Raw genomic sequence first — 26520 nt, forward strand, 5'->3', positions numbered from 1 at the left:
GGGTGGTCCCCCTCGCGTCAGTAGCCGACGGAGTTGAAGAGGAACGGGTAGGTGATGATGACCACGCCGCCCTTGGGGGCGGGGAAGGTCCAGGTCTTCAGGTTGGAGAGGATGCACGCCTCGACGGAGGCGTTGCGCAGCGTGGAGGACTTGGTCTTCGCCGCGGCCACGCGGCCGTTGGCGCCGATGGTCCACTCGAGCACCACCTTGCCGGCCAGGCCCGGGTCCTTGAGCAGCGCGCGCTCGTAGCAGCCGTGCACCTCGTTCAGGTGGCTGTTGATGACGCGCGCCACGGCCTCGCGGTCCACCGTGCCCTGCGTGGAGGCGATGCTGCGCGCGGTGGCGCGCGTGACGGTGCCTCCCACCTTGCCCTTGCCCACCGAGCCCGCGCCCAGGGCGCCGATGCCGCCGCCGCCCTTGCCGCGCAACAGCTCCGCGCCCAGCGTGGCGCCGCCGCCCTTGCCGCCGCCGCCCAGGCCGAAGGTGCCCAGGCCCGCGTTGGCGATGGGCGCCTTCCCGATGAGGCCCGACAGCTTGTAGTTGGAGTTCTTCACGTTCTTGCTGCCCGGCCCGCTGCCCAGCTTGTCCACCGCGGCCAGCAGGTCGTTGGTGGCGGGGCCCGCGGCCGACAGCTTCGCGAGCGCCTTGAGCGCCTTGTTCTCCGGCGGCGCGGCGGCCACGGCCTTGGCGGGCTGGGGAGGCGGCGGCGTCTTCTCCACCGGCTTGGGCGGCGCCTTCTCCGCCACCTTCGCCTCCTCCTTCTTCACCGGCTTGGCCTTCTCCTTGAGCGCCTCCAGCTTCTTCTTCGCCTCCTCCTTCTTCTTGGGCTCGGGGGCGATGAGGCGCAGCGCCACGGGCGGCAGGTTCTTCTGCGTGAAGTCCGCCGTCTCCGGCGTGGGCGGCTTGAGCGCGATGAACGCGCCCAGGCCCGACGCGAACAGCGCGAAGCACGTCAGCGCCAGCCACGGCAGGCCGCGCAGTGGGTTGACGAACACGCGCGCGGGCACGGGCGCCGCGTAGGCGACGAGCGACATCTGCCCCTGCGTCAGCCGGGCGCCCACGCCCTCGCGCAGCGTGATGAAGCGGCGGCTGCCGTCGGACTCGAGCGAGGCCCCGGTGACGGGCGTGAAGCGGCCGTCGGAGCCGCTCTTCTCGACCTCGGTGCCCGGGGGCACGAAGAGGCGGAAGGAGCCGCTGATGGACTCGGCCAGCGTGAAGGGCGCGCCGGTCTCCGGCAGCGTGAAGCCCCACAGCGGCATCGCCTCCGGCAGCTCGAGCGAGGCCACCACGGGCTTCTTCCTGTCCGGCGCGAAGCGGCGCGCGTCGCGGCGCACGGTGCCCCAGTACAGCTCCAGGTAGAGCTGGGAGGCGCCCTTGCCCGGGTCGATGCGCGGCGCGTGCGTGGGCCGGGAGGCGGTGACGCGCGGCTCTTGCAGCAGCGGGCCCTGGGCGACGGGGAGCGGGTCCAGCGCCACGTCCGCGAGCAGGTCGTCCGCCAGCAGCATGCCGGTGTTGACGGGCGCGGCGGCGGCGGGGGCGGGCTCCTGGGTCGCGCGGCGGCGCACGGACGGGACGGTGCCCGCGGGCACCGGCGCGTGCAGGGGGATGGGCTGCGCGGGCGGGGCGGCGTGCGCGACCGCGCCGTGGACGGACGCCTGCGGCGCGACGGGCGCCGGCATGGGCACCACCGCGGGCTGGGCCGCGTGCTGCGGATAGATGGCCTGCGTCGCGGCGGAGGGCGCGGTCTGCTGCGGCACCGCGCGCACCGCGGGGACGGTGGTGGCGAGCGGCTGCGTCGGCGCCGCCTGCACGGGGCGCAGCTGGCGCACGGGCGCGGCCTGCGGCGCGGGCGGCTGGGGCGGGGCGGGCTGCGGCGCGCCGAACAGCGCGGCGACCTCCGGCGGCGGCTGGGGCTTCACCTCCTGGGGGCGCTGCGCGAGCACGCGCGTCTTGAGGACGAAGGGACCGCAGAGCACCTCGTCCACCGAGCGGATCTCACACGCGGTGACGCGGTGGCCGTTGACGAACAGGCCCGTGGCGGTGCCCGCGTCCTGGATGGCCGCGCGACCGTTCTGGAAGTAGAGCAGCGCGTGACGCGGCTCCACGGCCGGGTCATCCAGGCGCAGGTCCGACGTCGGGTCCGACCCGAGCGCATACGTGCCGGGGACGAACACTTCCGTCCCAACGAGGAGTCCGTCGCGGAGGATGACGACTTGCAGGACGCTGGGCTGGCCGCTCAACGGTGACGCTCCCTTCAAGGGCGGGTGGGCGGTACTGCCCTACTGGTCGTACACGGTGGCGAGCGTTTCGGCGCGGAAGCTGTCGCGCTCGCGGATCATCGACCGGGTCTTCAATTCCTTGCGGTCATACAGATACACCGCGCCCGACTTGTTCGTCTGACCCTGGATGAGCCGGTCATCGAAGTCGATGCGCGAGGGCCCGCGCTGCGGCGGCGCCGCGGACGCGGTGGCGTCCGGCTCGCCCGTCACCGGGTCCGTCACCGGCGCGCCCTTGGTCTCGATCTTGGGCGGAGCCTTGGGGCCGGACTTCTTGCCCGCCGCCTTCTTGGCCTTCGCTGTTTTCGCGGAACGGCCGCGGCCCTGGGCCCATGCGTCGCTCGGGTGCAACAACGTACCGATGCCGAGGAGCTGGGCGACGACCATGCAGAGGAGGAAGCGTCGCATCATCAACAGGTTAAGCGATGCGCGTATGGACCTGTCAACGCACACTCCAGGGCCATTCACGAGGCGTGGTGCGACAGGTGTGGGGGGCACTCCACCCCATGTGGGGCGCGTGCTCCACGACTCGTGTCTCGCGTTGCCGGCCGACTGGAAATGTGGCGTGCCGCTCCGCATCCAAATCCAAGGAGGCGCCGTCCAACCGGGCGAGCGCCCGGAGAATCATCGCGGCGACGCGGGGGATGAGAGATGCTGCGCGCGTGACGAGCGCGCTGCGCAGATGGAGTCTCCTGACGGTGGGCGTCCTGCTCTGGTCCGCCGCGGGTGTCGTCGGATACCGGCTCAGCGCGCGGGAGCCCCGGGGTCAGCCGCCCCCGCGGGCACAAGGTCCCACTCCACCCACCACCGGGCCCCGACTCACCGGCGTGGGCCCCAGGCTCACCAGCAACGAGACCTCCCAGCCGCTCTCCGTGCATGGCGAGCAATTGGTGACCGGGTTGCGACTGTCACTGGGTCCACCCCTGTCACTGGAGCTGCCGCTGAGGGTGGTGGACTCGCGCCACGCCTTCGCGCGGCTGCCCTCCGGGCTGAAGCTGCCCGAGGACTCGCCCCAGGTCGTGGTGGAGGCGCGCCTGGTGTCGGAGCGGGCGGACTGCTGCGAGGGACAGGACGCGCTCACGGTGGTGAACGACACCGCCTTCCCGGACCTGACGGGCATGGTGGCCTCGCCCGATGGGCGCACGCTGTTCGTCGTCTCGCCGCCCACGGACACGGTGTACGCGCTGGACGTGGGCTCGGGCCACGTGGAGGCGCTCCCCGTGGGTGACGGGCCCTCCGCGCTGGCCACGTGGAAGGACGCGAGCGGCAGGGCCTTCCTGGGCGTGGTGCACCGCTTCCAGCCGGAGCTGTGGGTGTATGCGCTGGAGGCGCGCGGCGCGCCGCGGGTGTGGCCCGCACCGCTGGGGGCCTCGGGGCTGGAGGTGGATGGCGCGCGGGGCGTGGCCTACATCGCCGAGCAGGTGCGCGACACGGTGCGGGCGGTGTCGCTCGAGGACGGGCGCGAGCAGTGGGCGACGCCGGTGGACCCCAATCCGCGCGCGCTGGCGCGGTGGCGCGACGTGCTCGCGGTGGGCAGCCTCCAGACGGGGCAGGTGGAGCTGCTGCGGCTCCAAGACGGCACGCCCGTGTTCACCGTGGCGCCGGGGCCGGGCGTGGCCATCGTCGGCGGACGCACGGAGCCCTTCCGCGCGCAGGTGATGGGCGGCCACGCGCCGCGCTCGCTGGTGGCCAGCGCCCGGCTGGGGCGGCTGTTCATGGGGAGCCTGGGGCCGAACGTGGGCCCCATGCCCCAGCGCAAGGAGGTGCACGGCAGCAGCGGCGTGTCCGTCATCGACCCGGCCACCGGCGACTTCGTGCGCCACCGGGGCTTCGGCGTGGGCATGACGGAGGGGCTGGCGCTGGATGACGCGGCGGGGCTGCTCTACGCGGCGGACGTGGCGCTGGGCCAGGTGCGCGTGCTCGACGCGCGGGCGCTGGTGTCCAACGACGACCGGGTGGCGCGCGACGCGGTGTTGCAGGAGCTGGTGCTGGCGCCGCCCGAGGGCACGCCGCTGGTGCGCCCCGCGGAGGACTTCTCCGTCAAGGGCCGCGCGGGCCCGGAGCTGCACTCGGGGCCGCGCTCGCTGGTGCTGTCCCAGGACGGCCAGCGGCTCTACGTGCTCAACCGCTTCACCCGCGAGGTGGCGGTGGTGGACGCGCGCGAGGCGCGCGAGGGCGGGGCGGTGGTGGCGCGGCGGCTGCCCGTGGTGGCGCTGCGGCATCAGGCCAAGCGCCAGCTGGGGCAGGTGCTCTACTCCGCGGACCTGGGCCGCACGGGCATCACCTGCGACGGGTGCCACATCGAGGGGCACACCGGCGGGCTCTTCTACGCGAAGAAGTATCCTTTGCGCATCTACCGCTCGCCCACCGTGCAGGGCAGCCGCGACACGCCGCCCTTCTTCACGCCGGCCAGCCAGCACAGCCTCGCGGAGACGGCGAGCTTCGTCGGCGCGCGCAACCGCTTCCACAACCCGGACCCGTCGCCCTCGGAGGTGGAGGCGCTCACGCTCTTCTCGTCGTTGATTGCCACGCCGCCCAACCCGTACCGGGGCGGGGACGGCGCGCCGCCGCCGACGGTGACGCTCCCCGACGGAGCCGTGGGGCACCCGGCGCGGGGCCGCGCGCTGTTCGAGGGCAAGGGCGGCTGTGTCGCCTGTCACCCCGCGCCCCTCTACACGCTGGACCAGGACGCGGCGACGCGCGGCCAGTACCTGGACGTGGGCACGCCGGTGGCGCTGCCCTTGCGGCTGGAGCAGCAGGACCTGGTGGTGGGCGCGGCGCCTCCGTCCCTGGTGGGCACGTGGGATGTGTGGCCGCTGCTCACCAGCGCCTCGGCGGGTTACGGGGTGAAGGATGGCCGCCTGGTGGTGGACACGCGCTTCCCGTTGAAGAAGGTGTTGGAGATGGCGGGCCCCGCCCATGGAGACGCGCGCGCGTTCAGTCCCCAGGAGCGCGACGACGTGCTCGCCTTCCTGCTCACATTGTGAGCGCGAGGCCGAACCCCGCGCGTCCAGGTTCCGTGGCGGGGCGAAATCACCGCCATCGCTGTGTGCGAGCGCGGGGAGATTTCATCGCGGACGCGGCTGTCGCTTGCGTTGTCGTGGGGGGCTGCGGTCTACAATCCATCTGATGCGCCCCCTTCCGCGCTCCGCGTGGCCGCTGCTTCCGATTCTGCTCCTGTCCTGCTCCGACGCGGGCCTGTACGCCATCGACGGGCGTGGGGCCAACGGCGGAGACCGCGCCAACTTCTCCGGCAAGGTCTGCGTGCCGCTCGCCGGCGGCGATGCGTTCCCCACCAAGGTCCTCTTCGCGCTGCAGGGCGGCGAGGGCGTCGAGACGGAAATCGTGGGCTACGCCACCGACGGCCTCGCCACGCTCTCCAGCCGCTTCTCCGGGCCGTTCGTGAAGTTCGGCCTGGTGGCGTACCACTCGGTGGCCACCGGCATCCTGGGCGGCTTCTCCGACGCGGCGGACTTCCAGGCCGCGCTGCCGCGCTTCGCCACCTATCAGGAGACGGGGCCCGTCAGCATCCGCTCCTCGCTGCGGCTGGCCAAGACGCTGCTCGCCGGTGACATGCAGACGTCGTGTCGCGGCGAGGTGGCCCGCACGCGCTACGTCGTCGTCGTCGTCGTGCGCAGCCAGGACACCAGCTGCGCCAACCCGGCCTTCAACATCGGCCTGGACGCCACGTGCAACGCGCTGACGGACAAGGTCGCCTGCAGCCAGTGTGAGCTCACCGCCGTCACCGGCGAAATCAAGGCCCTGGCCCAGCAGTACGGCGCGGGCGAGGTGGTGGTGCAGCCCATCTACGTGCGCGACGTCGCGGACCCCAACACCCGCGCGCACGTGGCGGCCATCGCCCACGCGGGCGGCACCCAGGCGGTGGAGACGGACGCGGCGGGCCTGTCCCCCACGCTCTCCGGCATCCAGTACGCCGCGCGCACCAACACCCTCAAGCTCAAGCGCTTCCTCGCCTTCAACCGCAACGTGGTGGTGCGCGCCGGCCAGGTGCTCGTCGACAGCGACGGAGACGGCCTGCCGGACGTGGACGAGGTCGCCCTGGGCACGGACCCCACGGTGGTCGACTCGGACCAGGACGGGCTGATGGACGGCATCGAGGTCCGCGTCGGGTTGGATCCGCTCGTCCCCGACATCATCAACGGCTGCAACCTGTCGCTCGACGAGGATGGAGATCGGCTCAACACCTGCGAGGAGCGCGTGCTGGGCACCAACCCCTGCATCGGCGACAGCGACGGCGACACGATTCCGGACCTGGTGGAGGTGCTGTCGCAGACCAACCCGCTGGTGCCCGAGGACCTGCTCGACTCGGACCGCGACGGCATCACCAACGTCGCCGAAATCGAGGCGCATGGAGACCCGCTGAGCGCCGACCTCGACTTCCACCGCGAGCGCGCCTACGGCTACGACCTGGTGGAGTCCGAGCCCACCGTGGACGGACGCACCTGCTACGACTCGCGCGTGGAGAACATCACGCTGGTGCGCACGCTGGCGCGGCCCCACCCGCTCGTGCCCGGCGAAACCATCCCCGCGGGCACCAACGAAATCTACCTGTACCTCCAGGCCGGCCGGGACAACGACCCGCGCGGCGCCGGCATCGGCTCGCTGCTCATCCAGAGCATCCAGTACGACGAGAAGGAGGGACGCACCCCCTCCGGTACCCTCCTGTTGGACCCCGAGGCCTTCATCCTCGGAACCTGATCCACCCGTGGGTGTGGGGTCTTCCCCTCGCCCGGGCTGGGGAGTGCCCCCCACACTCCTCCGCCCAGTCCTCTTCACTCCATGCGCAACCCTCTGGAATCACGGATGTTTGATTCACGACGGGGAGCGGATCGACTCTTGCTAAGGGCTCGGGGCTGAAAGGAGTCACCATGTCACGCGTTCGATTCGCTCCGGTGCTGATGCTCGGGGCAATGCTGGTCGTGAACCCCGGTCTTGCCCAGGCACAGTCCAACGACAATCCCGACAACCCGGAGTGTCTCGGCGACAGCTGCGGCAAGCCCCAGGAGGAGGGCGGCGGGTGCGGGTGCGGGTGCGGCGGCTCGGTGTGGGTGAACTACACGGACGACGGCGACACGCTCGCCTACACGGACGACGCGGACGGCGACGGCCGCGCGGATGACCGCGACAACTGCCCGTTCGCGTCCAACCGCGACCAGGCGGACAGCGACGGCGACGGCGTGGGCAACGTCTGCGACAACTGCGCGACGCTCTCCAACTTCCAGCAGCGCGACGCCGACGGTGATGGCATCGGCGACGACTGCGACCCGGACCGCGACAACGACGGCATCGCCAACGAGCAGGACAACTGCCCGCTGATTCCCAACCAGGACCAGGCCAACCTGGACGGTGACGCGCAGGGCGACGTCTGCGACGCGGACGACGACAACGACGGCGTGGCGGACGGCACGGACAACTGCCCGCGCGTCGCCAACCCCGACCAGGTGATGCCGGCGGACGGCAGCCAGTGCCGCGTGGACGCGGACGGCGACAACATCGCCGACAGCAGCGACAACTGCCCCGGGCTCGCCAACCCCGAGCAGACCGACAGGGACAACGACGGCGTGGGTGACGCGTGCGACCCGGACGACGACGACGACGGCGTCCTCGATGACGCCGACAACTGCAAGGACGTGGCGAACCGCGACCAGGCCGACAGCGACGGCGACGGCGACGGCGACGCGTGCGACATCCTCTTCTGCGTCGTGGTGGACCCCACGCAGAAGCAGAACTGCCTGGACCCGAAGAAGGCCTTCGCGGTCAGCGCCGGCGGCACCATGAAGCTCTCCCGCTCCGGTGAGTCGCTGCGCCCGCCGCTGTTCGCCAACCGCAACGGCGCGGCCATGGAGTACCGCTGGACGGTGACCAAGCGCCCCTCGGGCTCCAACGCCGTGGTGGAGAACCCCCAGGGCGCGGTGACGCTCAGCCGCAACTGGCAGTACTCGTACGTGGACGGCAGCGTGCCCAACTTCGTGCCCGACACCGAGGGCACGTACGAGCTGACCGTGGAGGCCCGACTGGCCTTCGCCGACCGCGTCTTCCCCGAGCAGCGCGTCTCCACCAGCACCCTCGTGCTGACGGTGGGTGAGGGTGACGGCGAGGGCGGCAACTGCAGCTCCGTCCCCGCCGGCTTCAGCGCCACCGCGCTGGGCGCCGCGCTGCTGCGCATGCTGATGCGCCGTCGTCGCAGCGAGCAGTAATCTCGTCGTCCCCCTCGCCAGGAGGTCGTACCGCATGCGTCGCCTTGTCCGACTCCCGCTGCTGATGGCGGGCCTCCTGGCCACGGGGCTGTTGTCCTGTACCGACTCCATGTTGGAGCCCCGGACGGAGCAGCAGACCCACGTCGATGACCGCGTGATGCTCCAGGGGCGCGTGTGCACGCGCCCGCCCAACCCCTCCGGCTTCCCGGTGAAGGTGGTGGTGGTCATCGACGAGTCGGGCAGCATGTGCATCAGCGACCCACCGGGCGCGCAGACCGACAGCGGCTTCTGTCAGCGCGCCGAGGTGCAGGCCATCATCCCGCCGGGCGTCACCGAGCCCGCGCGCGTGCGGGCCCTCAAGCGCCTGGTGAACCAGTTCCGTCAGGTCAACGCGGCGGGCGGCAACGTGCAGGTGTCCGTGGCCCCCTTCGAGACGAACGTGCGCAACGTCTGGCCGCCGGCCACGACGGGCAACCGCTTCGCCCGGCCCGACACCAACATCGACAGCTACATCGACGGCCTGCAGAGCCAGCTGGGCAAGGGCACCGACTACCAGGGCGCGCTGTCGTACGCGTACAGCCTCATCGCCAGCGACATCAACGCCGTGGCCCTGTCCAACCCGGAGGTGCTGCCGCGCACCCGCTACGTCGTCGTCTTCCTCACGGACGGCACGCCGTACCCGCGCTGCTCGGCCACCGACAACCTCAGCGTGTACGCCAATCCGGACAACCCGGACCTGACGTGGGCGGACTCCATCGTGAGCTTCTGCAACGCCACGAACACCACGGACCAGATCGACGGGTTTGAAATCGGCACGGACCGCAACCAGAACTACCAGCTCTTCAGCTACGTGCGCCGGCTGATGGAGCTCAAGGACCAGTACAACGTCGGCGACGTGCGCATGCACACGGTGCTGCTCTTCAACCAGGAGGCGGTGCGCGCGTGCGGCCCCATCTGCCAGGAGATCTACGGCATCTACCCCGGCGTGCCGCAGGCCCAGTACCCGGAGGCCGCCAAGAAGATCGCCTCCTGGCTGCTCAAGCGCTTCGCGGACATGGGCAACGGCGTCTACCAGGAGTTCAACGACACGGCCGAAATCTCCAACCTGGGCCTGGGCGCGCTGGACTACTCGTCCTTCGCGTCGCGCAACGTGATGAAGACGCTGCTGGTGGAGCCGCTGAGCTCCTCGCCCGGACTGGATGGACGCGTCATCGACAGCGACGGCGACGGCGTGCCGGACGACGTGGACAACTCCTTCACGCTGAAGACCCACCCCTTCACCTCCGACAGTGACAGCGACTGCCTGGACGACGGCTTCGAGCACCGCCGCGAGGACCAGGGCTTCAGGGCCGCCAACGATTTGGACGCGCGCGGCTGCAACCCGAACTCGCCGCTGACGCCGCGCTGCACGTGCCGTGACACGGACGGTGACGGGCTGTCCCAGTTCGCCGAGGCCTACCTGCGCACGCGCGAGACCATCGTCGACAGCGACGGCGACGGCATCCCCGACAGCATCGAGGCGCGCTGGGGCCTGAACCCGCTGGAGCCCAGCGTGGCGGGGCTGGACACGGACGGTGACGGCCTGCCGGACGAGGTGGAGCTGCGCGCGGGCACGGACCCCACGCGGCGCGACAGGGCCTTCTTCGAGAAGAACGGCTTCCAGTACGAGACGCGCATCGCCGAGGTCCTCCCCAACGGGAGCATCTGCTACGACTACACCGTCTCGAACCTCCAGATGGTCGCCACGCCGGACCGGCCGGGCACCAAGCAGGGCTTCAACCTGTTCAAGCTGTGGTTCGCGGAGGCGCCGGAGAGCGGCGTGGCCACCGACTACGGCGTGTGGCGCGCGGCCTGCGCGTGGTCCCAGTACTCGCCGCCCAGCGTGCGCGTGCCGGTGGGGCCGGAGCTGACGTTGACGAACGACAACTTCATGGTGCCCACGGAATTGAGCAATCCCTGGGACAGCCAGGGCCGGTGCGTGGGCGCGCCGCCCTCGGGCCAGCAGGGAGGTCTGCTTCCGTGAGTGTGGCCGCACGTATCCTGGCGGGGCTGGTGGTCGCGGTGGCGGTGACGGTGGCCTGCACCGACTCGTATCTGTATGACCCGCGCCGCGACGTGGAGGTCCCCGTGGACCGCTCGGTGTCCATCCAGGGCCGCTTCTGCAGCACGGGCTCCAACGAGGTGGTGCGGCCCATCAAGCTGGTGGTCGCCATGGACGCCTCGCAGTCCATGCGCGTCAGCGACCCGGACGGCACCCGCGCCACCGCGCTGGTGGAGCTGATTGAGAACCTGCCCAGGGACCCGGAGGTCCACCTGGCGGTGGTGCTCTTCGCCGGCAGCACCACGGCGTTCCTCACCCAGACGCCGGGCAGCCCGCCGCAGGACGGCTTCGTGCAGGTGGCCAGCTTCGACGACGCGCGGATGCGCCAGCTCACCGAGCAGCTGCTCACCTTCCGCAACCCGGACAACTCCCCGAACCGCGACTCGACGGACTTCGTCAAGCCGCTGTCGGACATCTACTCGCTCATCAACACGGACATCGCGCGCAGCCGGCTGGAGCCGGGCGGCGCGCAGGCGCTGGCCCAGGCGCGCTACTCGGTCCTCTTCCTGTCCGATGGTCGGCCCACCACGGACCAGGACGACGAGCTGCTGCAGGGTGACGCGGTGGTGCGCATCCGCCAGCTGCGGGACCTGGTGGAGGACGTGCGCGTCAACACCGTGCACGTCTTCAACCCCACGCAGCCGGTGTCGTCGGTGTGTGATTTGTCGGGCGACGGCGGCTGCCCGCTGCTCATCATCAACCAGAACTCGGACCGGCTGGAGAAGATGGCGGCGCTGGGCGGCGGCAACTTCCGCGACTTCCGCAACAACGAGCCCATCAACTTCCTGGACTTCAGCTTCGGGCAGGTGCGCCGGACGTTCATCGTGAAGGAGGTCATCGCGACGAACTTCTCCTCGCCGCCGGGCAGCCCCTTCGACGAGGCGGACACGGACGGCGACGGGCTGTCGGACGCGCGCGAGCGGGAGGAGGGCACGGACCCCAACCGCGTGGACACCGACGGCGACGGCTTCAGCGACGGCGTGGAGGTGTACTTCCGAGACCGCGGCGTGGACTTCGACCCCACGCAGGTGGCGGACCCGGACGGCGGTGGCCTGGACAAGGGCTGCCCGCCGCTCCTGCGCGCGTCGGACTCGGACTGTGACGGCCTGCTCGACTGCGACGAGCAGTTCATCGGCACCAACGCGACGCTGGCCGACAGCGACCGCGACGGCGTGCCCGACGGAATCGAGTGGCGCGGCGGCACCCAGGGCGCCAGCGACGACCTGGACGAGGACCCGGACAACGACGGGCTGTCGAGCCGCGCCGAGCTGCGCCTGCACACCCGCCCGCTGGTGGTGGACACCGCGAACCTGGCGGCGGAGGGCTACCGCTACTCCTTCGAGGCGGACGGCCCTCCGGACGAGCTGGGCCGGCAGTGCTACACGCTGCGCGTGGACAACGTGCTGTTGGCGCCCACCATTGCCTCCGCGGACGACGCGGGCGTGGTGGTGCGGGGCGCCGGCTACAACGACATCGCCTTGTCGGTGGCCATGGTGCCCGCCGACGACCCGACCGCGCGCACGCAGGTGCGCACCTTCCGGGTGAACCACGTGCGCTACCCGGTGGGGGGCATCAAGTCCCCCGCCGACGGCATCATCCGCGTGAATCCCGAGGACTTCGTCGACGGCTGCCCCGGCCGTCCCGACGTCACCCTCCCGACGCCGTGAGAAACGACGCTGCCATGAAGACCCAAGCCCGACTGCTGTCGCTCGCGCTGCTCGCCCTCGCCGCCGCCTGCTCCTCCAAGGGTGATGACAAGGAGGACGCCGGCACCGTGGCGGTGGTGGATGTCTGCAACAGCCGCGAGGAGGCGCTGACGCTGGACGAGTGCGAGCTCAAGCCCGGTGAGACGCTGGAGCGCTTCCTGGCGAAGGAGGGCCCGCAGCGCGAGGGTGACCAGGACTGGTACCGCATCGTGCTGCCCGCCAACACCACCGCGCGCACGCTGCTCAACCTCAACGGCGTCTACGTGGCCTCCAGCACCGCGGTGCAGCTGTCGCTCACCGTGCTGGAGACGCTGCCGGACGGCAAGGAGGCGGCGCTCGCGAAGAAGGACGACAAGCATGGCCAGGGCGCGCCCAAGCCGGTGGACATGGTGCTGCCCCTGCGCGCGGACCTGGCGGGCAAGACGCTGCTGGTGCTGGTGCAGGACTCGCCGGACGTCGTCTCCCAGCCCAAGTTCGATGCGCGCAGCCCCTACCGGCTGACGGCGCGAATCACCGAGAACCCGGACACCAACGAGCCCAACGACGCCATGGCGGCCGCCACGCCGGTGGCGCTGACGTCGGCGGGCGGGGGGCTCACGGGCACGGCCACCGGCTACCTGGCCACGGACAACGACGTGGACCGCTTCACCTTCGACGTGCCACAGGGGAAGGTCCTCTACGTGGGCCTCACCGCGCCGGACCAGGGCTTCGTGCCCAACTGGCGGCTGTCGTACCAGCTCTTGCGTCCCGGCTTCCTCGTGAAGGAGGAGAAGGAGGACGAGGACCAGGTGCGCCCGAGCGTGCGCCCCGGCGTGCTGGCCACGGCGCGCAAGGTGAAGGAGGCGAAGTACGGCGGCAAGTGGATGCTGGTGGTGCGCGGCTACCGCGGCATCAGCGACCGGGACACCGCGTCGGGTGACATCCAGCAGGCCTATCAGGTGGACGTCCGGGTGCTGGACGAGGCCGACGCGCAGGACTCGCGGGTGGTGGACGGCGTGGTCGTGGGCAACGACAAGGTGGCGGACGCGCTGGCGCGCGGGCTGACCGCTCCGGCGCAGGACCTGGCCACGACGATTCCCTCGGGCGCGACGACGACCTTCACGGGGCGCCTGGGCTACATCGGCGACGAGGACTGGTACGAGGTGAGGCTGCCCGCCACCGCCGCGCCCACGCGGCTGCACTACCACCTGGTCCCCAAGAGCGAGGGGGGCCGCTTCCCGCCGCTGCCGGACATCCCGGACCGTCAGGTGCTCGTCTTCACGCTGGTGTCCAAGGGCGCCACCATCGAGGACTGGCGCACGGCGTGCGTCAACGACAGCACCGAGTGCCCCAAGGGCTACGGGGAGAACCCGGACATCGCCCCGCTGGTGCAGGACTACTGCCGGCGCACGGACTTGCCGGCGCCCATGTGCCTGCACTCGCTGCGCGAGGAGGTGTCGGAGAACCCGCGCTTCGTGAACCTGAGCAACTTCCGGGGCGTCATCCCGGTGCCGGTGTTCACCGGGGAGAAGCGCTACCTCTTCAACGTCCAGGACAACGGCGTGGGCTGGGCGGACGACAAGGACTACGACCTGGTGGTGACGTGGCGCGAGGAGGACGCGGACGAGCAGGGGCGCTACTCGGGCGGCGTCGAGCAGGTGGTGACCAAGGCCATGGCCTCCACCACCGCGTTCCCCGCGCCGCCGGACACCGCGGAGTACAGCGTCTCCGGCAGGCTGTCCCACGGCTACGGCCGGCTGCGCAGCGGTGACGACCGGGTGAACGGCCGCGGCGTGCGCGGCCCCATGGACTACGACGCGGTGCCTTCCGACGTGGACTCGTACCTGTTCACGCTTCCCTCCGTGCCCGCGCCGGAGGACCGCGCGTGGCTGGTGCAGTGGGAGGTGGCGAAGTCACCGGACGGTGGCACCGCGCACGGGCTCGCGCTGGATTTGACGTTCTGTGACGGCGACGCCCCGGCGACGCCGGACGCGGGCATCGAGAACTGCGCGGTGGTGCGCGCGGGCAGCCGCAACCAGGGGCTCACGCTGGGCTACCGCTCGGATGCGCTGAGGGCCTGGCACACGCCGGCGGGTGCTTCGGCCAGCACCCTGCAGCCGCTGTACACGCTGGAGGAGCGGCCCAACTCCACCGTCGTCACCCTGGCGCCGTATGCCTGCGGTTGCCTGGAGGGACGCTTCGTGCGCGGCGGGAAGATGCGCGTGGATGTCTCCGCGTCCGAGCGCAACTCCTACGAGCAGGTGGGCTACACGCTGCGCACCGGCTACGCGGACTACCCGCAATCCTATACGCGGGATGGCGGTGTCACCACGCAGTGCCCGGGGCCCGCGGATGCGGGCACGGACCCGGATGGCGGCGTGGCTCCGCTGAGTGGTGGCTGTGTCTTCACGCGTCAGCCTTGAGCGTCGTGGGGGGCGGGGGCCCACCTTCGGGTGGGCGCTCCCGGGCCGTCGTGTCCGGCGGGCGCGGCTCCCACCGGGACAAGGTCTCCCCCCACGCGAGCACGCCGTGTCTGGCCATGAAGGGGTCGTCCGGAACGACTCGCGCGTCCGCCGTCGGGATGCCGACGCGGTCGGCATGCAAGTCATTGCAACGGGGGCGCTCGCGCGAGGCCGCGGGCAGGGCCTCGTGGCGCAAACCCTGGCGGGCAGTCGACCGCACGGCGCCAGGGTGGATGGGGCGGTCAGGGCCGCCCGTCATCGCTTCGTCCAACGTGTCTCAGGGAGGCGCGATGCCCAGCCCGTTGAGCGTGATGCTCTTCTCGGGGAGGTTCGCCGCGTTCGACTTGATGACCAGCGCGCCCTGATACTGCTGGGCCTCGCGGGGGCGGAACGCCACCTCGACGAAGAAGCGCTCCTTGGACTTCACCTGGAAGGCCTCCTGGGGATTGAGGTCCTGGCCGTCCTTGGAGACCTTCATCGTGAAGACATTCGGACCGGAGAGGGCGATGCTGGAGACATCCAGCGTATCCTCGCCCATGTTCTTCACCTGGACGGAGTTGAAGCCCGTGGTTCCGACGTAGGTTCCGGAGCGGAACTCCTGGTCGAAAGCCATCTCGTCGCGGTCCGAGATGAGCTGCGGGGCCTTGGGGATTTCCTCGGCGCCTTCGCCGCAGGCGGCGAGTGAGAAGAAGAGAATGGGGAGCCACGGGGTGTGCAGTCGCATGGACGTTCACTCCTCGCTAGAGGGTCGATGATGATGAATGTTGTAACAGTGTTCTGTCGTAAGGCCCAGAGCGTCGGTGCATTCCTGCTCACGTTGCTGGCGGTGGGATGCGGAGACACTCGCGACGACTTCATCGGTCCGCGTGTGAAGGATGTGTGTGATGAGTCATGGCCCGTGTGTGGCCGCGTCGCCGGCTGCATCCTGGGCGAGGAAGGCTATTCGGAGGGTCGCTTCCCCGGCCGCAGCCAGTTCATCGTCCAGGTGCCGGAGGCGTCTCACATCAAGGTGAGCTTCTACCTGGATGAGGTCACCGCGGCGGGCGAGGAGACGGTGGTCATCTTCCACGAGGAGGGCTGTCGGGCGCGCATCCGGACCGCGGCGGACGGCCGCGCGGTGCTCGACTCGATGGAGAAGTTCAGCGTCTTCACGCGCGAGGCGGAGCTCACCGGCGTGGGAGACCACCTCATCGAGTTCGAGTCCGACATGCAGGCGCGCTACGCCGTGAAGGTGGACGTGACGCCCCTGCGCAATCGCTAGCCGCCGGAGGAGACGCCTTGCTTCAGCGTGCGCACCAGGTGGCTGGCCACCCGGAAGCTGTTGGCGGCGATGGTCAGCGTGGAGGGCACGCTGCCGCCGGTGGGCATGAAGCTGCCGTCCACGACGTAGAGGTTGTCCACCTCGTGCGCGCGGCAGTTCCGGTCCAGCACGGACTCGGCCGGGTCGTCGCCGAAGCGGCAGGTGCCGTGCTGGAGGATGGTCGTCTCGCCGGCGACGCTCTTGCGCTCGAGCGAGTCCGGCTCCAGCCGCAAGAGCACCTCCTCGCCGCGCTCGACCAGGAAGCGCGTCGCCGCCAGGTCCATGGGGTGGCGCTCCACGGTGATGGCGGCCACGGGGATGCCGTGCTTGTCCTTCACGTCGCCCTCCACGCTCACGTAGCTGCCCTGCGTGGGGAGGTACTCCGCGTAGACCTCGAACAGCAGGACGCGCGAGTCGCGGTACGCGCGCATGCGGTCCTTGAGCTCCTTGCCGAAGACGGCGGACGCGCCGCTGCCCGCCAGCCCCGACGCCGCGTGGATGGGATTGGGGTGCGTCCACATGAAGCCCAGGGTGCCGCCCTTGCGGAAGCCGAAGCGCGCGTCGGGCATCAGGTAGAAGTCCTGGAGGCTGCGGTTGACGAAGGGCCCAGGGTCCTTCAGCCACGGGCGCCTTTCCGCCTGCTTCGACAGCCGGAACGTCGCCTGGGACTCACCGAAGGAGCTGAAGATGAGGTTCCGCCCCACCAGGCCGTTGCCGTTGGCCAGGCCCCGCGTGAAGCGCCTGGACGTGGAGTTGAGCAGGAGCCGCGCGCTCTCCACCGCGGTGGCGGACACGACGACGACCTTGGCGGGCTGCTCCTGGGCCACGCCGTCCGCGTCCAGGTAGACGACGCTCTTGGCGCGCCCCTTCTTGTCCACCTCCACCGTGCGCGCCATGCAGCCGGGGCGCACCTGGACGTTGCCGGTGGCGACGGCGGCGGGGATGAGGCTGGCGTTGGTTCCGCTCTTGGCGCCCATCTCGCAGCCGTAGCTGCCGCACAGCGCGCAGTACGCGCACGGCGCGCGGCCCTTGTACGGGCGGCTGATGATGCCGCGCGCGGTGGGAATCGAGTGCCAGCCCATGGCCTGGCAGACCTTGTCGATTTCCGACGCCACCGGGTGCACGTCCAGCGGGGGCAGCGGAAAGGGGCCGCTCCGGGGCTCGGCGAAGGGGTGGGGCACGGCCTGTCCGGACACGCCCAGCTCCGCCTCGGCCTTGTCGTAGAAGGGCGCCAGCTCCTCGTAGGAGATGGGCCAGTCGGCGAGCGTGCTGCCCGGCACCGCGCCCAGCGTGGTGCGCAGCCGGAAGTCCACCGGCTTGAGGCGGTAGAAGAAGCCGCTCATGTGCACGGTGCCGCCGCCCACGCAGTTGGCGGTCCACGCCGCGGTGCTGCGCTCGTACTTCCCTTGGGCGCCCTTGCGCACCAGGTGCGGCTCCTCCCAGGGCAGCGGCATGAAGAAGTTGCGGCGGCTGTTGAGGATTTCGTCGTGGACGAAGTCCTGCGGCCGGTAGTGCGGCCCCTTCTCCAGCACCACCACCTTGAAGCCCGCGCGGCCCAGCTCCAGCGCCATGGGCGCGCCGCCCGCGCCGCTGCCGATGATGCAGACATCCACCGGGGGCAGGCTCACTTGTGAACCCCGCACTCGCGCAGGCACTTCGGGCCGTCGTAGCCCTCGGGGGGCGCCATCGCCACGGTGCCCACCGTGTCGAAGCCCATCAGCCTCCAGCCCACCTTGCCCTTGTTGCCGCCGTAGGACGGGTCTCCCAGGAAGCCCTCCAGCGTCAGCACGGTGAGCAGCTCCAGGAAGTGCGCCTCGCCGCTCCTGGGCGGGCTGTCCTTGAAGAGCGTGAGCAGCTCGTCCTGCTGCGCGGGCGTGAGCGACGCGAAGCCCTTCTGGAACATTCGCTGCGAGCGGTGCTCCAGCGCGGCCAGCCCCGACATGAAGTCCTCGCGCATGGGCTGCATCGAGGGTGTCTGGAGGATGCGGTCGATGTAGACGGGCACGTCCGCGTCGAGCGCGCCCGGGTCCTCGTCCTTGGGGAGGATGCGCTCGGTGGCGGCGGCCACGACGGCGAACTCGAAGGAGGAGAAGGTGTGCGTCGGCCGGCCTCCGGAGGTGGTGCCCAGCGGGCCGGGGTCCTTCGCGGGCTTGGGCTCCTCGGAGGAGCGCTTGCAGGCCAGGGGCCCCAGCAACACCACGCCTCCGCCGAGGAAGCTCAGCCGCTGGATGAAGGAGCGCCGGGTCAGGCGCCGACGAGCAGGACGCGCACGGGACATAGGCGCGGAAGCGTAACCCAGCGGGGGCATGCCTGGCGCGTGTCTGGATGCGCGCTGCTCGTCTGCTCCCTCGGGTGCGTGGGTGAACTAGGATGCGACGCAACGTTGTGCACGGCCGGAAACGCAAGGAGACCAAGATGAGACGTCATGCCTGGGCACTGGGATTGGCGCTGGCGATGGGCTGCGGCAAGGACTCGAAGCCGGACAACCCGGACGCGGGACGCCCGGATGGCGGCGGGGGCGGCACGGAGACGTTCACCAAGCTGGAGGTGGACGCGGAGCTGAGCGAGTTCAATCCCATCTCCAACATCGCCATGGCGGTGGGGCCGAACGACCGCATCGGCATGGTGTACTTCGTGAACAACGGGACGGCGACGGGGAGCGAGACGAACTACGACCTGCGCTACCGCGAGTTCGACGCGGGCGTGCTCGGGCCCGTGGAGAAGATTGCCACCGTGCAGCGGGTGTACGGCGTGTCGGTGGCCTTCGGCGCGAACGGCCAGCCGGCGGTGTCGTACCTGGGCGGCGGACGCGACAACTCCACGTTCTGGCTGCAGAGCGACCTGGCGGTGTCCTACCGCTCGGCGGCGGGCGTGTGGACGGAGAGCATCGTCGCCACGCGCTCCAACGCGGCGGCCATCAACAACCCGCTGAGCGACGTGGGCTTCCTGGTGGGGCTCAACTCGTCCATCGTGTTCTCGGGCAGCCAGGCGCTCATCGCGTATCGCGACGGGCACAACGGCAACTTCGGGCGCCAGGACTGGGAGTCGGCGGACCTGGAGCTGGCGAGCGGCGGTCCCCCGTCCAGCTGGGCGTTCCGCATGGTGGCGGCGTCGGGTGACACCAAGGCGGGCTACGGCGGACACATCGGGCTCATCATGGCGGGCGCGCAGCCGGCGGTGGTGCACGACTACGTGAAGGAGGGCGCGCAGGCGACGGGCGCCGGAATCGTGTTCCAGCGGCGCGCCGCGGATGGCGTGGCGTGGAGCGCTCCGGTGGAGGTCGCCACGGCGGAGAGCATCGGCAACACGCAGCTGGGGCCCTCCATGGCGTTCGACCCGGAGCAGGGCTTCGGCATCGCCGTGCAGAACCGCGGCTCCTCGTCGCGTGGCGACGTGCTGCTGTACCTGGACTGCCCGAGCCCCACCGCGACGAGCTGCAACACGAAGGGGGAGTGGTCCACGCCGGACCCGGTGTTCGGTCGTGGCACGGGTGGCTGGTATCCGTCGCTCGCGTTCGACCCCATCAACCACGAGCCCTCCATCGCGCACTACTTCTGCTCGTCGGAGTCGGGGAACAACGACACGGGCTGCAACCCGACGGAGGACCGGCTCCTCATCAGCACGCGCATCGGCGGCATCTGGCGTGAGACGGTGGTGGACGAGGACGGCGCGTGGTCCCCGAAGCTCGCCTACCTGTCCACGGGCAAGCGCGTGGTGCTGTACCGCCTGCCGGTGATGGCGCCGTCCAAGAAGGGTGTCCTGCGTCTGGCGGTGGAGCAATGAGGAGCGCGCTCCGCGCCCTCGCGGCGCTGACGCTCTCGGGTGTGGTCTCGGGCGCGGGGATGCTCGCGTGCGCGCGTCCGGACAATTCATTGTCCGGCAGCGTGTCGGAGCTGTTCCCGCTCGAGGTGTCGCGGGTGGAGATCCTCCGCAACGCGGAGGCGCTGCAGGTGAGCTACTTCCGCAACAACGACCTGGACGTGGACCTGGTGGTGCGGCTCACCGTGTCCACGGAGGGGTTGGACCTGCGGCCCGGCGCGAAGGTGAACCTGGCGGGCACGACGCCGTCGGGCGTGGCGCGCGCCACGGTGGTGCACCTCAACGCGGGCGAGCCGGCGCGTGTCTTCGCGCCGGTGGAGAAGGGGGACCTGCAACTGGAGTCGGGAGGCAACCCCGGCGAGCAGACGCGCGGGGACTTCTCCATGTCCTTCAAGAAGGGCGAGGGCTACGGCGCCGGTCGCAGCCTGGAGGGGACGTTCTCCTCCGAGGCGCGCGACGCGGGCTTCGGGCCGGAAGAGGGCGAGCCGCTCGACGCGGGCACGCCTCCGTAGGACCGAGGCGGAGGCGACGCCCGGAGGCTCGGGCGTCGCCTCGCGCGAGGGGCGCGGTCCGCTCGCGCGTCTCAAGTCGGCGCGTCGGCCCCGAGGAGCGCCGCCGCCGCGCCAGCGCCTGGCGCGAACCCTCCGCGCGTCTCGGGTCGGCGCGTCGGCCCCGAGGAGCGCCGCCGCCGCGCCAGCGCCTGGCGCGAACCCTCCGCGCGTCTCGGGGTCGGCGCGTCGGCCCTGAGGAGCGCCGCCGCCGCGCCAGCGCCTGGCGCGAACCCTCCGTCAGCGTGCGGGAGGGCCGCCGGGCGCGCTGCTCGCGGAGCCCCGTCAGTGCGCCGCGCAGGTGTTGAGCGCGAGCCCCTGGGACACGCGGGCCTGGTCCACGGTGTGGCGTGCGAGCGCCGTGGCGCCGCCCTCCTCGTAGATGCGCCGCGCGAGCGCCAGTGCCTCGCTGGCGTGCACCGTCAGCGTCTGGCCCGCGGCGTCCGTCACCGCCACCGTGCCGTCCGCGGCGCCCTCGGCGCGGACCAGCAGGGCGCCCGCGTCGTCGCGCACCGCCATGCCGTTCTCCAGCGGCTCGAAGTGGCGGATGACGGGCTCCTGGCCCTCGCGCTCCAGCTCCAGTCGCATCACGCCGCTCTGGGCGTCGCGCGACATGCGCAGCACGTCCGTGGGGCTCAGGCGCACCACGCGGGTGCCGTCGTCCTCGCCATCCACGCTGGACACGGGGTTGTTGCCGCTCCAGAACTCGATGCTGTTGATGATGAGCGCGTCGATGAGCGAGCCCAGTTGGTACACGGGCACGATGACGAGCACGAGGAACATCAGCCACTGCACGAACTTCTCGCCCGAGATGTTCTTGTTGAACTGCCAGATTTTCTGCGTGAGCTTGAAACTGCCGAAGCACCCGGTCGCGTGCATCGAGATGAAACCGGCGCACAGCACGGCGAGCCAGGGAGACGGACGCTTCATCGTGAACCCTCCTGGGGGGATGGAAGGACTGCGAAGGCAGACGCACCATGCCACGTCGGTTTTCCCCGGCACACCGTGTTCGCGGCTTCATCCGATGGACAGCACTTCCCAGCCCTTGGAGGTGCGAGGATGCGGGGGATGCCTTCCCCGCGTCAGTCATCGAAAGCCTTCGTCGCGTGGCTCCTGTCCCTGCCGGTGCACGCCGCCGAGCCCGTCGACGCCGGGACGCGCGCACAGCCCCGTGAGGCCGATGCGCCACCCGCCGCGCTCGTGTGTCTGGCCCGGTGGTATCCGGCGCTCACGCCCGTGCGACTCGACTCGGGCTGGGGCTTCTTGCTGCCCGACGGACGCTCCTTCCCGTTCGACGACGGACAGACGAAGTCGTTCGCCCGCAGGCTGGAGGCCCCGGACCTGGAGGACACGCTGTCCATTCCCTATCGAAAGGGGCCCATCACCCCGGTGACCCGCGAGGACGAAGACCCCGGGCGCATCCGCTTCGAGCCGCTGTTCGAGGCCACCTACGGCGCTGCCCGGGAGCAGGTGGACGTCATCCCCATCGACTTCCTGGGTCAGCGCTTGAAGGTGAACCGCAAGGTGGCGCCCGCCTTCGAGCGCGTCAGCGCCCGGCTGGCGTCACTCGTGGCGAAGGACGCCTCGCTCAAGCCCTATCTCCAGGGCGTGGGCGGCACGTTCGTCTGGCGCAACATCGCCAACACGAACCGACGCAGCGCCCACGCGTACGGCGTCTCCATCGACCTCAACGTCGCGCGCTCGCACTACTGGGAATGGCAGAAGCCTCGCAATCCCGTGCGCTGGCGCAATTCCATCCCCCAGGCCCTCGTGGACGCCTTCGAGGCGGAGGGCTTCATCTGGGGAGGCCGCTGGTACCACTACGACACGATGCACTTCGAGTACCGGCCGGAGCTGCTCGACGCCGCGTGTGCTCCGGTTCCGTAGCCGTCAGTCGCTCTCGCTCTGCACCAGCCCGTACTTGTGCAGCAGCGAGTAGAGGTGCTTGCGGTCCAGCTCCGCCTCGCGGGCGGCGCGGGCGATGTTGCCCTTGGCGCGGCCCAACAGGCGCGTGAGGTACTCGCGCTCGAAGGCGCGGATGAGCTCGTCCTTGCACACCTTGAACGGGCCGGTGAACTCGGCGGGCAGGAAGTCGCCGGCGGGGGCGGGGGGCTCGCGGGTGAACTCACGCAGCAGCGCGTCCCCGGCCAGCTCCGGGATGTCCACCATGTGCCGCGCGCGCTCGAGCGCGTTGCGCAGCTCGCGCACGTTGCCCGGCCAGGTGTGTCCGTTGAACTGCTCGCGAATCTTCTCCGGCAGCCGCAGCCACAGGCCCTCGCCCGCGAAGGCGTCCACCAGCAGCGGGATGTCCTCCTTGCGGTCTCTCAAGGGCGGCAGGCTGACGGTGAACACGGAGAGGCGGAAGTAGAGGTCCTCGCGGAAGCGGCCCGCCTGCGTCTCGGCCCAGAGGTCCTTCTTGCTCGCGACGACGATGCGCGCGTCGAACGAGATGGGCGTGGAGGCGCCGAGCCGGCGGAACTCGCGGTCCTCAATCGCTCGCAAGAGCTTGGGCTGGAGGTCCAGCGCCAGGTCGTCGATTTCGTCGAGGAACAGCGTGCCGCCGTTGGCGCGCTCCAGACAGCCGATGCGCTGGCTGACGGCGCCGGTGAACGCGCCCTTCTCGTGGCCGAACAGCTCGCTCTCGATGAGGGAGTCGGAGACGCTGGCGCAGTCGAAGACGACGAGCGGCCCGGGCGCGCGGGGGCTCAACTTGTGGATGGCCTTGGCGGCGGCGCCCTTGCCGGAGCCCGTCTCGCCCACCAGCAGCAGCGTCGAGTCCGTGGGGGCGATTCTCTGGAGCAGGGCGAAGATCTGCCGCATCGGCAGGCTGCGGCCCACCAAGTCTCCCAGCCGGTCCTCCAGCGTGGGCTCCACCTGCACGGGGGCCAGCTGGGGGCTGAAGCGCAGGCGGACATCGCCCACCTCGAGCAGCGCGCCGGGCCGCAGGTACGCCTCGCGCACCTGGGCGCCGTCCAGGAAGGTGCCGTTGGTGGAGCCCAGGTCCTGGACGAGGAAGCGGTCACCCTGGCGGCGCACCACCAGGTGGTTGCGGCTCACCGTGGGGTGGTCGATGACGACGTCGTTGTCGGCCGCCTTGCCGACGCGCAGCGCTTCGTTGGCGAGCGGAAAGACGGTGCCGGCGCGCTCGGTGTCGAGGAGGACGAGGTGGAATTGCTGCGCGGAGAGTCGCTCACCCTGGCCTCGCGCGTTGATGACGGTGTGCGAGGGGATGGGGGCTGGGGGCAGAGGGGGCATGACCGGGCGGGGATTCTAGACGGCTTCTCGTCGCGAGGTGACTTCCTGTCGGGTGGGGTTCAGGCCGCCCTCCAGGCGACCGGGCATGGTTGGAGCCCCAGGGGGCCGTGATACGACGGGCCACCCCTATGCGCTCCTCCTCCCTGCTCCTGCTGCTGGCCTCCGCCTGCGCCACCGTGCCGCGGGCTCCCACTCCCACCACCCCCGCCGAGGCGCCCCCCGGGGCCACGCGTGTCTGGAAGCAGACGCGCGCGGTGGTGGTGCGCCACGCCACGGTGCTGCCCGCCTCCGGCCCGGCCATCGAGGACGGCGCGGTGGCCTGGGTGGATGGAAAGCTGACGGCGGTGGGACGCAACGCCGAGGTCACGAGCCCCCCGGGCGCCGAGGAGGTGGACGGCACCGGCCTCTACGTCACCCCGGGCATCATCGACGCCCACAGCCACCTGGGCGTCTATGCGTCGCCCGACTCCTTCTCCAACTCGGACGGCAACGAGGCCACCGCGCCGGTGACGGCGGAGGTCTCCGCGGAGCACTCGTTCTGGCCGCAGGACCCCGGGCTTCGCCGCGCCGCGGCGGGCGGCGTCACGTCCCTGCTGGTGCTGCCGGGCAGCGCCAACCTGATTGGCGGCCGGGGCTTCCCGGTGAAGCTGCACTTCGGCCGCTCGGCGGCGGAGGTGCGCTTCCCGGGGGCGAAGGACTCGCTGAAGATGGCGTGTGGCGAGAACCCCCGGCGCGTCTACGGCGCGGGGCGCAACATGGCGCCCGCCACCCGCATGGCCAACGTGGCCGGCTACCGGCAGGCCTTCGCCCAGGCCCGCGACTACATGGCCAAGCGGGACGAGTGGACGAAGAAGAAGGAGAAGAGCCCGGACGAGGCGGGTCCGGAGCCGATGCGTGATTTGAAGCTGGAGACGCTCGCGGAGGTGCTGCGCGGCAACATCCTGGTGCAGAACCACTGCTACCGCGCGGACGAGATGGAGGTGATGCTCCAGGTGGCCCAGGAGGCGGGCTACACCATCCGCGCCTTCCACCACGCGCTGGAGGCCTACAAGGTCCGCGACAGCCTGGCCGCCAAGGGCGTGGCGGTGGCGACGTGGGCGGACTGGTGGGGCTTCAAGCTGGAGGCGTGGGACGGCATCCCGGAGAACGCGGGGCTGCTGTCGCAGGCGGGCGGCAAGGCCGTCATCCACTCGGACTCCGCCTATGGCATCCAGCGGCTGAACCAGGAGGCCGGCAAGGCGATGTGGCGCGCGCGGGAGTCGGGCATCCCGATTCCGGAGGACGAGGCGCTGCGCTGGGTGACGCTGAACGCCGCGTGGGTGATGGGCGTGGAGGGCGTCACCGGCTCGCTGGAGCCGGGGAAGATGGCGGACGTGGTGCTGTGGAAGGGCCACCCGCTGAGCGTCTACGCGCGGGCCCAGAAGGTGTGGGCGGACGGCGTGGTGACGTTCGACGCGGGCTCGGGCGCGGTGGAGGCGAGCGACTTCGAGGTGGGCGAGATGGCCCAGGGCCCGGCGAAGCTGGTGGCCGCGTCCGCGCCGGTGCCGTCGCTGACCGACCTGGGCCTCACCGAGCGCTGCGACGTGACGAAGACGCGCGAGTGCGCGCAGCCCCTGGCGCTGGGCGCCGAGGCCTGCACCGTGTTCCAGGGCGTGACGGCCTTCACGGGCACCACCTGGGTGAAGGGCGCCACGGTGGTGGTGGACGGCGGCAAGGTCGCGAGCGTGCGCCAGCATGGCGAGGGCGGCGCGGTGCCTTCGGGGTGCCGCACGGTGGACGGCAAGGGCCGCGTGCTGACGCCGGGCCTGGTGGACCCGCTCACGCAGCTCGGACTGGTGGAGGTGGGCGCGGAGGTGTCGACGCAGGACGACGGGCTGCGCGGCGAGGCGAACAAGCGCGACGTGCGCGCGGCGCTGGTGTCCGCGGAGGACGTCAACCCCGTGTCCGCCGCGTTCGCGGTGGCGCGGCTGGGCGGCGTCACCAGCGCGCTGACGGTGCAGCACGGCGGGCTCATCTCGGGACAGAGCGCGCTCGTGTCGACGGACGGCGCGGTTCGACGCACGCCCCTGGCGATGCACATCCACCTGGGCATCGGCGGGCGGGACGCGGTGTCGGGCTCGCGGGCGCTGGTGCTGGAGCGGCTGCGCGAGGTGCTGTCGGACGCGCGCGAGTACGGCCGGCGCAAGGGTGACTTCGAGCAGCGGCGCATGCGCGACGTGGGCGCGAGCCGCCTGGACCTGGAGGCGCTGCAGCCGGTGCTCGCGGGCAAGCTGCCGGTGGTGATGGTGGCGCAGAAGGCGTCGGACATCCGGGCGGCGCTGACGCTCGCGCGCGAGTACAACCTCAAGCTCGTCATCGCGGGCGCCAGCGAGGCGTGGCTGGTGGCGAAGGAGCTGGCGGACGCGAAGGTGCCGGTGATCCTGCAGCCCACGCAGAACCTGCCGCTGGACTTCGACCGGCTCAACAGCCGGCTGGACGCGTCGGCGCTGCTGGGCGCGGCGGGCGTGAAGGTGCTGTTCTCCGTGCTGGGCGAGCCCGGCATGGTGCGCACGCTGGCGCAGGAGGCGGGCAACGCGGTGGCCTGGGGCCTGCCGCACACCGAGGCGCTCAAGGCGATGACGTCGAACGTCGCGGACGCGCTCGAGCTGCCGGTGGGGCGGCTCGCCCCGGGCGCGACGGCGGACGTGGTGCTGTGGAACGGAGACCCGCTGGAGTCGGCCACGCGGCCTTTGGGCATGTGGCTGGCCGGACGGCAGGTGCCGCTGGTCAGCCGTCAGCAGGCGCTCTTCGAGAAGCACCGCGCGCTGCCCGCGAAGTAGCGCGGGACGTTCGCTGAAATTAACCACGCGGCGACCG

Annotated in this window: 18 protein-coding genes; 11 read left to right on the forward strand and 7 right to left on the reverse strand. The window is 71.1% G+C overall.

The features are described from left to right. Window positions 1–17: 17 nt before the first annotated feature. Both K8625_RS31665 and K8625_RS31670 read right to left on the reverse strand, forming a co-directional pair. Window positions 18–2240 (reverse strand): AgmX/PglI C-terminal domain-containing protein, encoded by a 2223-nt coding sequence (locus K8625_RS31665; protein ID WP_223746348.1) that lies wholly within the window; start codon window positions 2238–2240, stop codon window positions 18–20. A gap of 39 nt (window positions 2241–2279) precedes the next feature. Then, complete coding sequence (locus tag K8625_RS31670) at window positions 2280–2687, reverse strand: hypothetical protein (RefSeq protein WP_223746349.1); 408 nt, start codon at window positions 2685–2687, stop codon at window positions 2280–2282. A 233-nt stretch (window positions 2688–2920) separates the two neighbouring features. On the opposite strand from K8625_RS31670, the gene K8625_RS31675 reads away from it, so the two are divergent. The 6 genes from K8625_RS31675 to K8625_RS31700 all read left to right on the forward strand — a co-directional run bounded on the left by K8625_RS31675 (window position 2921) and on the right by K8625_RS31700 (window position 14703). Then, window positions 2921–5263: an MtsA protein gene (locus K8625_RS31675; protein ID WP_223784813.1), complete on the forward strand. Its 2343-nt coding sequence runs from the start codon at window positions 2921–2923 to the stop codon at window positions 5261–5263. Window positions 5264–5405: 142 nt separating this feature from the next. Then, the gene (locus K8625_RS31680) at window positions 5406–6995 is read left to right on the forward strand and encodes a thrombospondin type 3 repeat-containing protein (protein WP_223746351.1); all 1590 of its coding nucleotides are present in this window, start codon (window positions 5406–5408) and stop codon (window positions 6993–6995) included. Window positions 6996–7165: 170 nt separating this feature from the next. Next, window positions 7166–8494 (forward strand): thrombospondin type 3 repeat-containing protein, encoded by a 1329-nt coding sequence (locus K8625_RS31685; RefSeq protein WP_223746352.1) that lies wholly within the window; start codon window positions 7166–7168, stop codon window positions 8492–8494. Window positions 8495–8528: 34 nt separating this feature from the next. Continuing rightward, window positions 8529–10517, forward strand: coding sequence for a vWA domain-containing protein (locus K8625_RS31690; protein ID WP_223746353.1), 1989 nt, complete (start codon window positions 8529–8531; stop codon window positions 10515–10517). Continuing rightward, window positions 10514–12262 carry a VWA domain-containing protein gene (locus K8625_RS31695; protein WP_223746354.1) on the forward strand — a complete coding sequence of 583 codons (1749 nt, stop codon included), beginning with the start codon at window positions 10514–10516 and terminating at the stop codon, window positions 12260–12262. Before K8625_RS31690 ends, K8625_RS31695 begins: the two co-directional genes overlap by 4 nt. A gap of 14 nt (window positions 12263–12276) precedes the next feature. Then, window positions 12277–14703 carry a hypothetical protein gene (locus K8625_RS31700; protein WP_223784814.1) on the forward strand — a complete coding sequence of 809 codons (2427 nt, stop codon included), beginning with the start codon at window positions 12277–12279 and terminating at the stop codon, window positions 14701–14703. A gap of 316 nt (window positions 14704–15019) precedes the next feature. Here the strand turns inward: K8625_RS31700 and K8625_RS31705 are convergent, their stop codons facing one another. After that, on the reverse strand, window positions 15020–15466 hold the full coding sequence (locus K8625_RS31705) for a hypothetical protein (RefSeq protein ID WP_223746356.1): 447 nt from the start codon (window positions 15464–15466) through the stop codon (window positions 15020–15022). 48 nt (window positions 15467–15514) lie between these two features. Here K8625_RS31705 and K8625_RS31710 point away from each other — a divergent pair, with 48 nt between their 5' ends. Further along, entirely contained in the window at window positions 15515–16003 is a 489-nt protein-coding gene (locus K8625_RS31710; protein ID WP_223746357.1) for a hypothetical protein, read from the forward strand. On the opposite strand, the gene K8625_RS31715 is transcribed toward K8625_RS31710, so the two are convergent. After that, window positions 16000–17670: a GMC family oxidoreductase gene (locus K8625_RS31715; protein WP_223784815.1), complete on the reverse strand. Its 1671-nt coding sequence runs from the start codon at window positions 17668–17670 to the stop codon at window positions 16000–16002. The two genes, K8625_RS31710 and K8625_RS31715, sit on opposite strands and share 4 nt — an antisense overlap. Then, window positions 17667–18320 carry a gluconate 2-dehydrogenase subunit 3 family protein gene (locus tag K8625_RS31720; protein WP_223784816.1) on the reverse strand — a complete coding sequence of 218 codons (654 nt, stop codon included), beginning with the start codon at window positions 18318–18320 and terminating at the stop codon, window positions 17667–17669. Before K8625_RS31720 ends, K8625_RS31715 begins: the two co-directional genes overlap by 4 nt. A 137-nt stretch (window positions 18321–18457) precedes the next feature. Here K8625_RS31720 and K8625_RS31725 point away from each other — a divergent pair, with 137 nt between their 5' ends. Beyond that, window positions 18458–19825 carry a hypothetical protein gene (locus K8625_RS31725; protein ID WP_223784817.1) on the forward strand — a complete coding sequence of 456 codons (1368 nt, stop codon included), beginning with the start codon at window positions 18458–18460 and terminating at the stop codon, window positions 19823–19825. Beyond that, complete coding sequence (locus K8625_RS31730) at window positions 19822–20373, forward strand: hypothetical protein (protein ID WP_223746361.1); 552 nt, start codon at window positions 19822–19824, stop codon at window positions 20371–20373. Before K8625_RS31725 ends, K8625_RS31730 begins: the two co-directional genes overlap by 4 nt. A 321-nt stretch (window positions 20374–20694) precedes the next feature. Here the strand turns inward: K8625_RS31730 and K8625_RS31735 are convergent, their stop codons facing one another. After that, window positions 20695–21339, reverse strand: a complete 645-nt coding sequence (locus tag K8625_RS31735; protein WP_141328777.1) for a DUF3332 domain-containing protein — start codon at window positions 21337–21339, stop codon at window positions 20695–20697. 138 nt (window positions 21340–21477) lie between these two features. On the opposite strand from K8625_RS31735, the gene K8625_RS31740 reads away from it, so the two are divergent. After that, on the forward strand, window positions 21478–22296 hold the full coding sequence (locus tag K8625_RS31740) for a M15 family metallopeptidase (protein WP_223784818.1): 819 nt from the start codon (window positions 21478–21480) through the stop codon (window positions 22294–22296). A gap of 3 nt (window positions 22297–22299) precedes the next feature. On the opposite strand, the gene K8625_RS31745 is transcribed toward K8625_RS31740, so the two are convergent. Beyond that, complete coding sequence (locus K8625_RS31745; protein ID WP_223784819.1) at window positions 22300–23664, reverse strand: sigma 54-interacting transcriptional regulator; 1365 nt, start codon at window positions 23662–23664, stop codon at window positions 22300–22302. A 128-nt stretch (window positions 23665–23792) separates the two neighbouring features. Here K8625_RS31745 and K8625_RS31750 point away from each other — a divergent pair, with 128 nt between their 5' ends. Beyond that, the gene (locus K8625_RS31750) at window positions 23793–26483 is read left to right on the forward strand and encodes an amidohydrolase family protein (RefSeq protein ID WP_223784820.1); all 2691 of its coding nucleotides are present in this window, start codon (window positions 23793–23795) and stop codon (window positions 26481–26483) included. Window positions 26484–26520: the final 37 nt, after the last annotated feature.

It is taken from the genome of Myxococcus sp. AS-1-15 (assembly GCF_020037055.1).
GTDB classification, from domain to species: domain Bacteria; phylum Myxococcota; class Myxococcia; order Myxococcales; family Myxococcaceae; genus Myxococcus; species Myxococcus fulvus.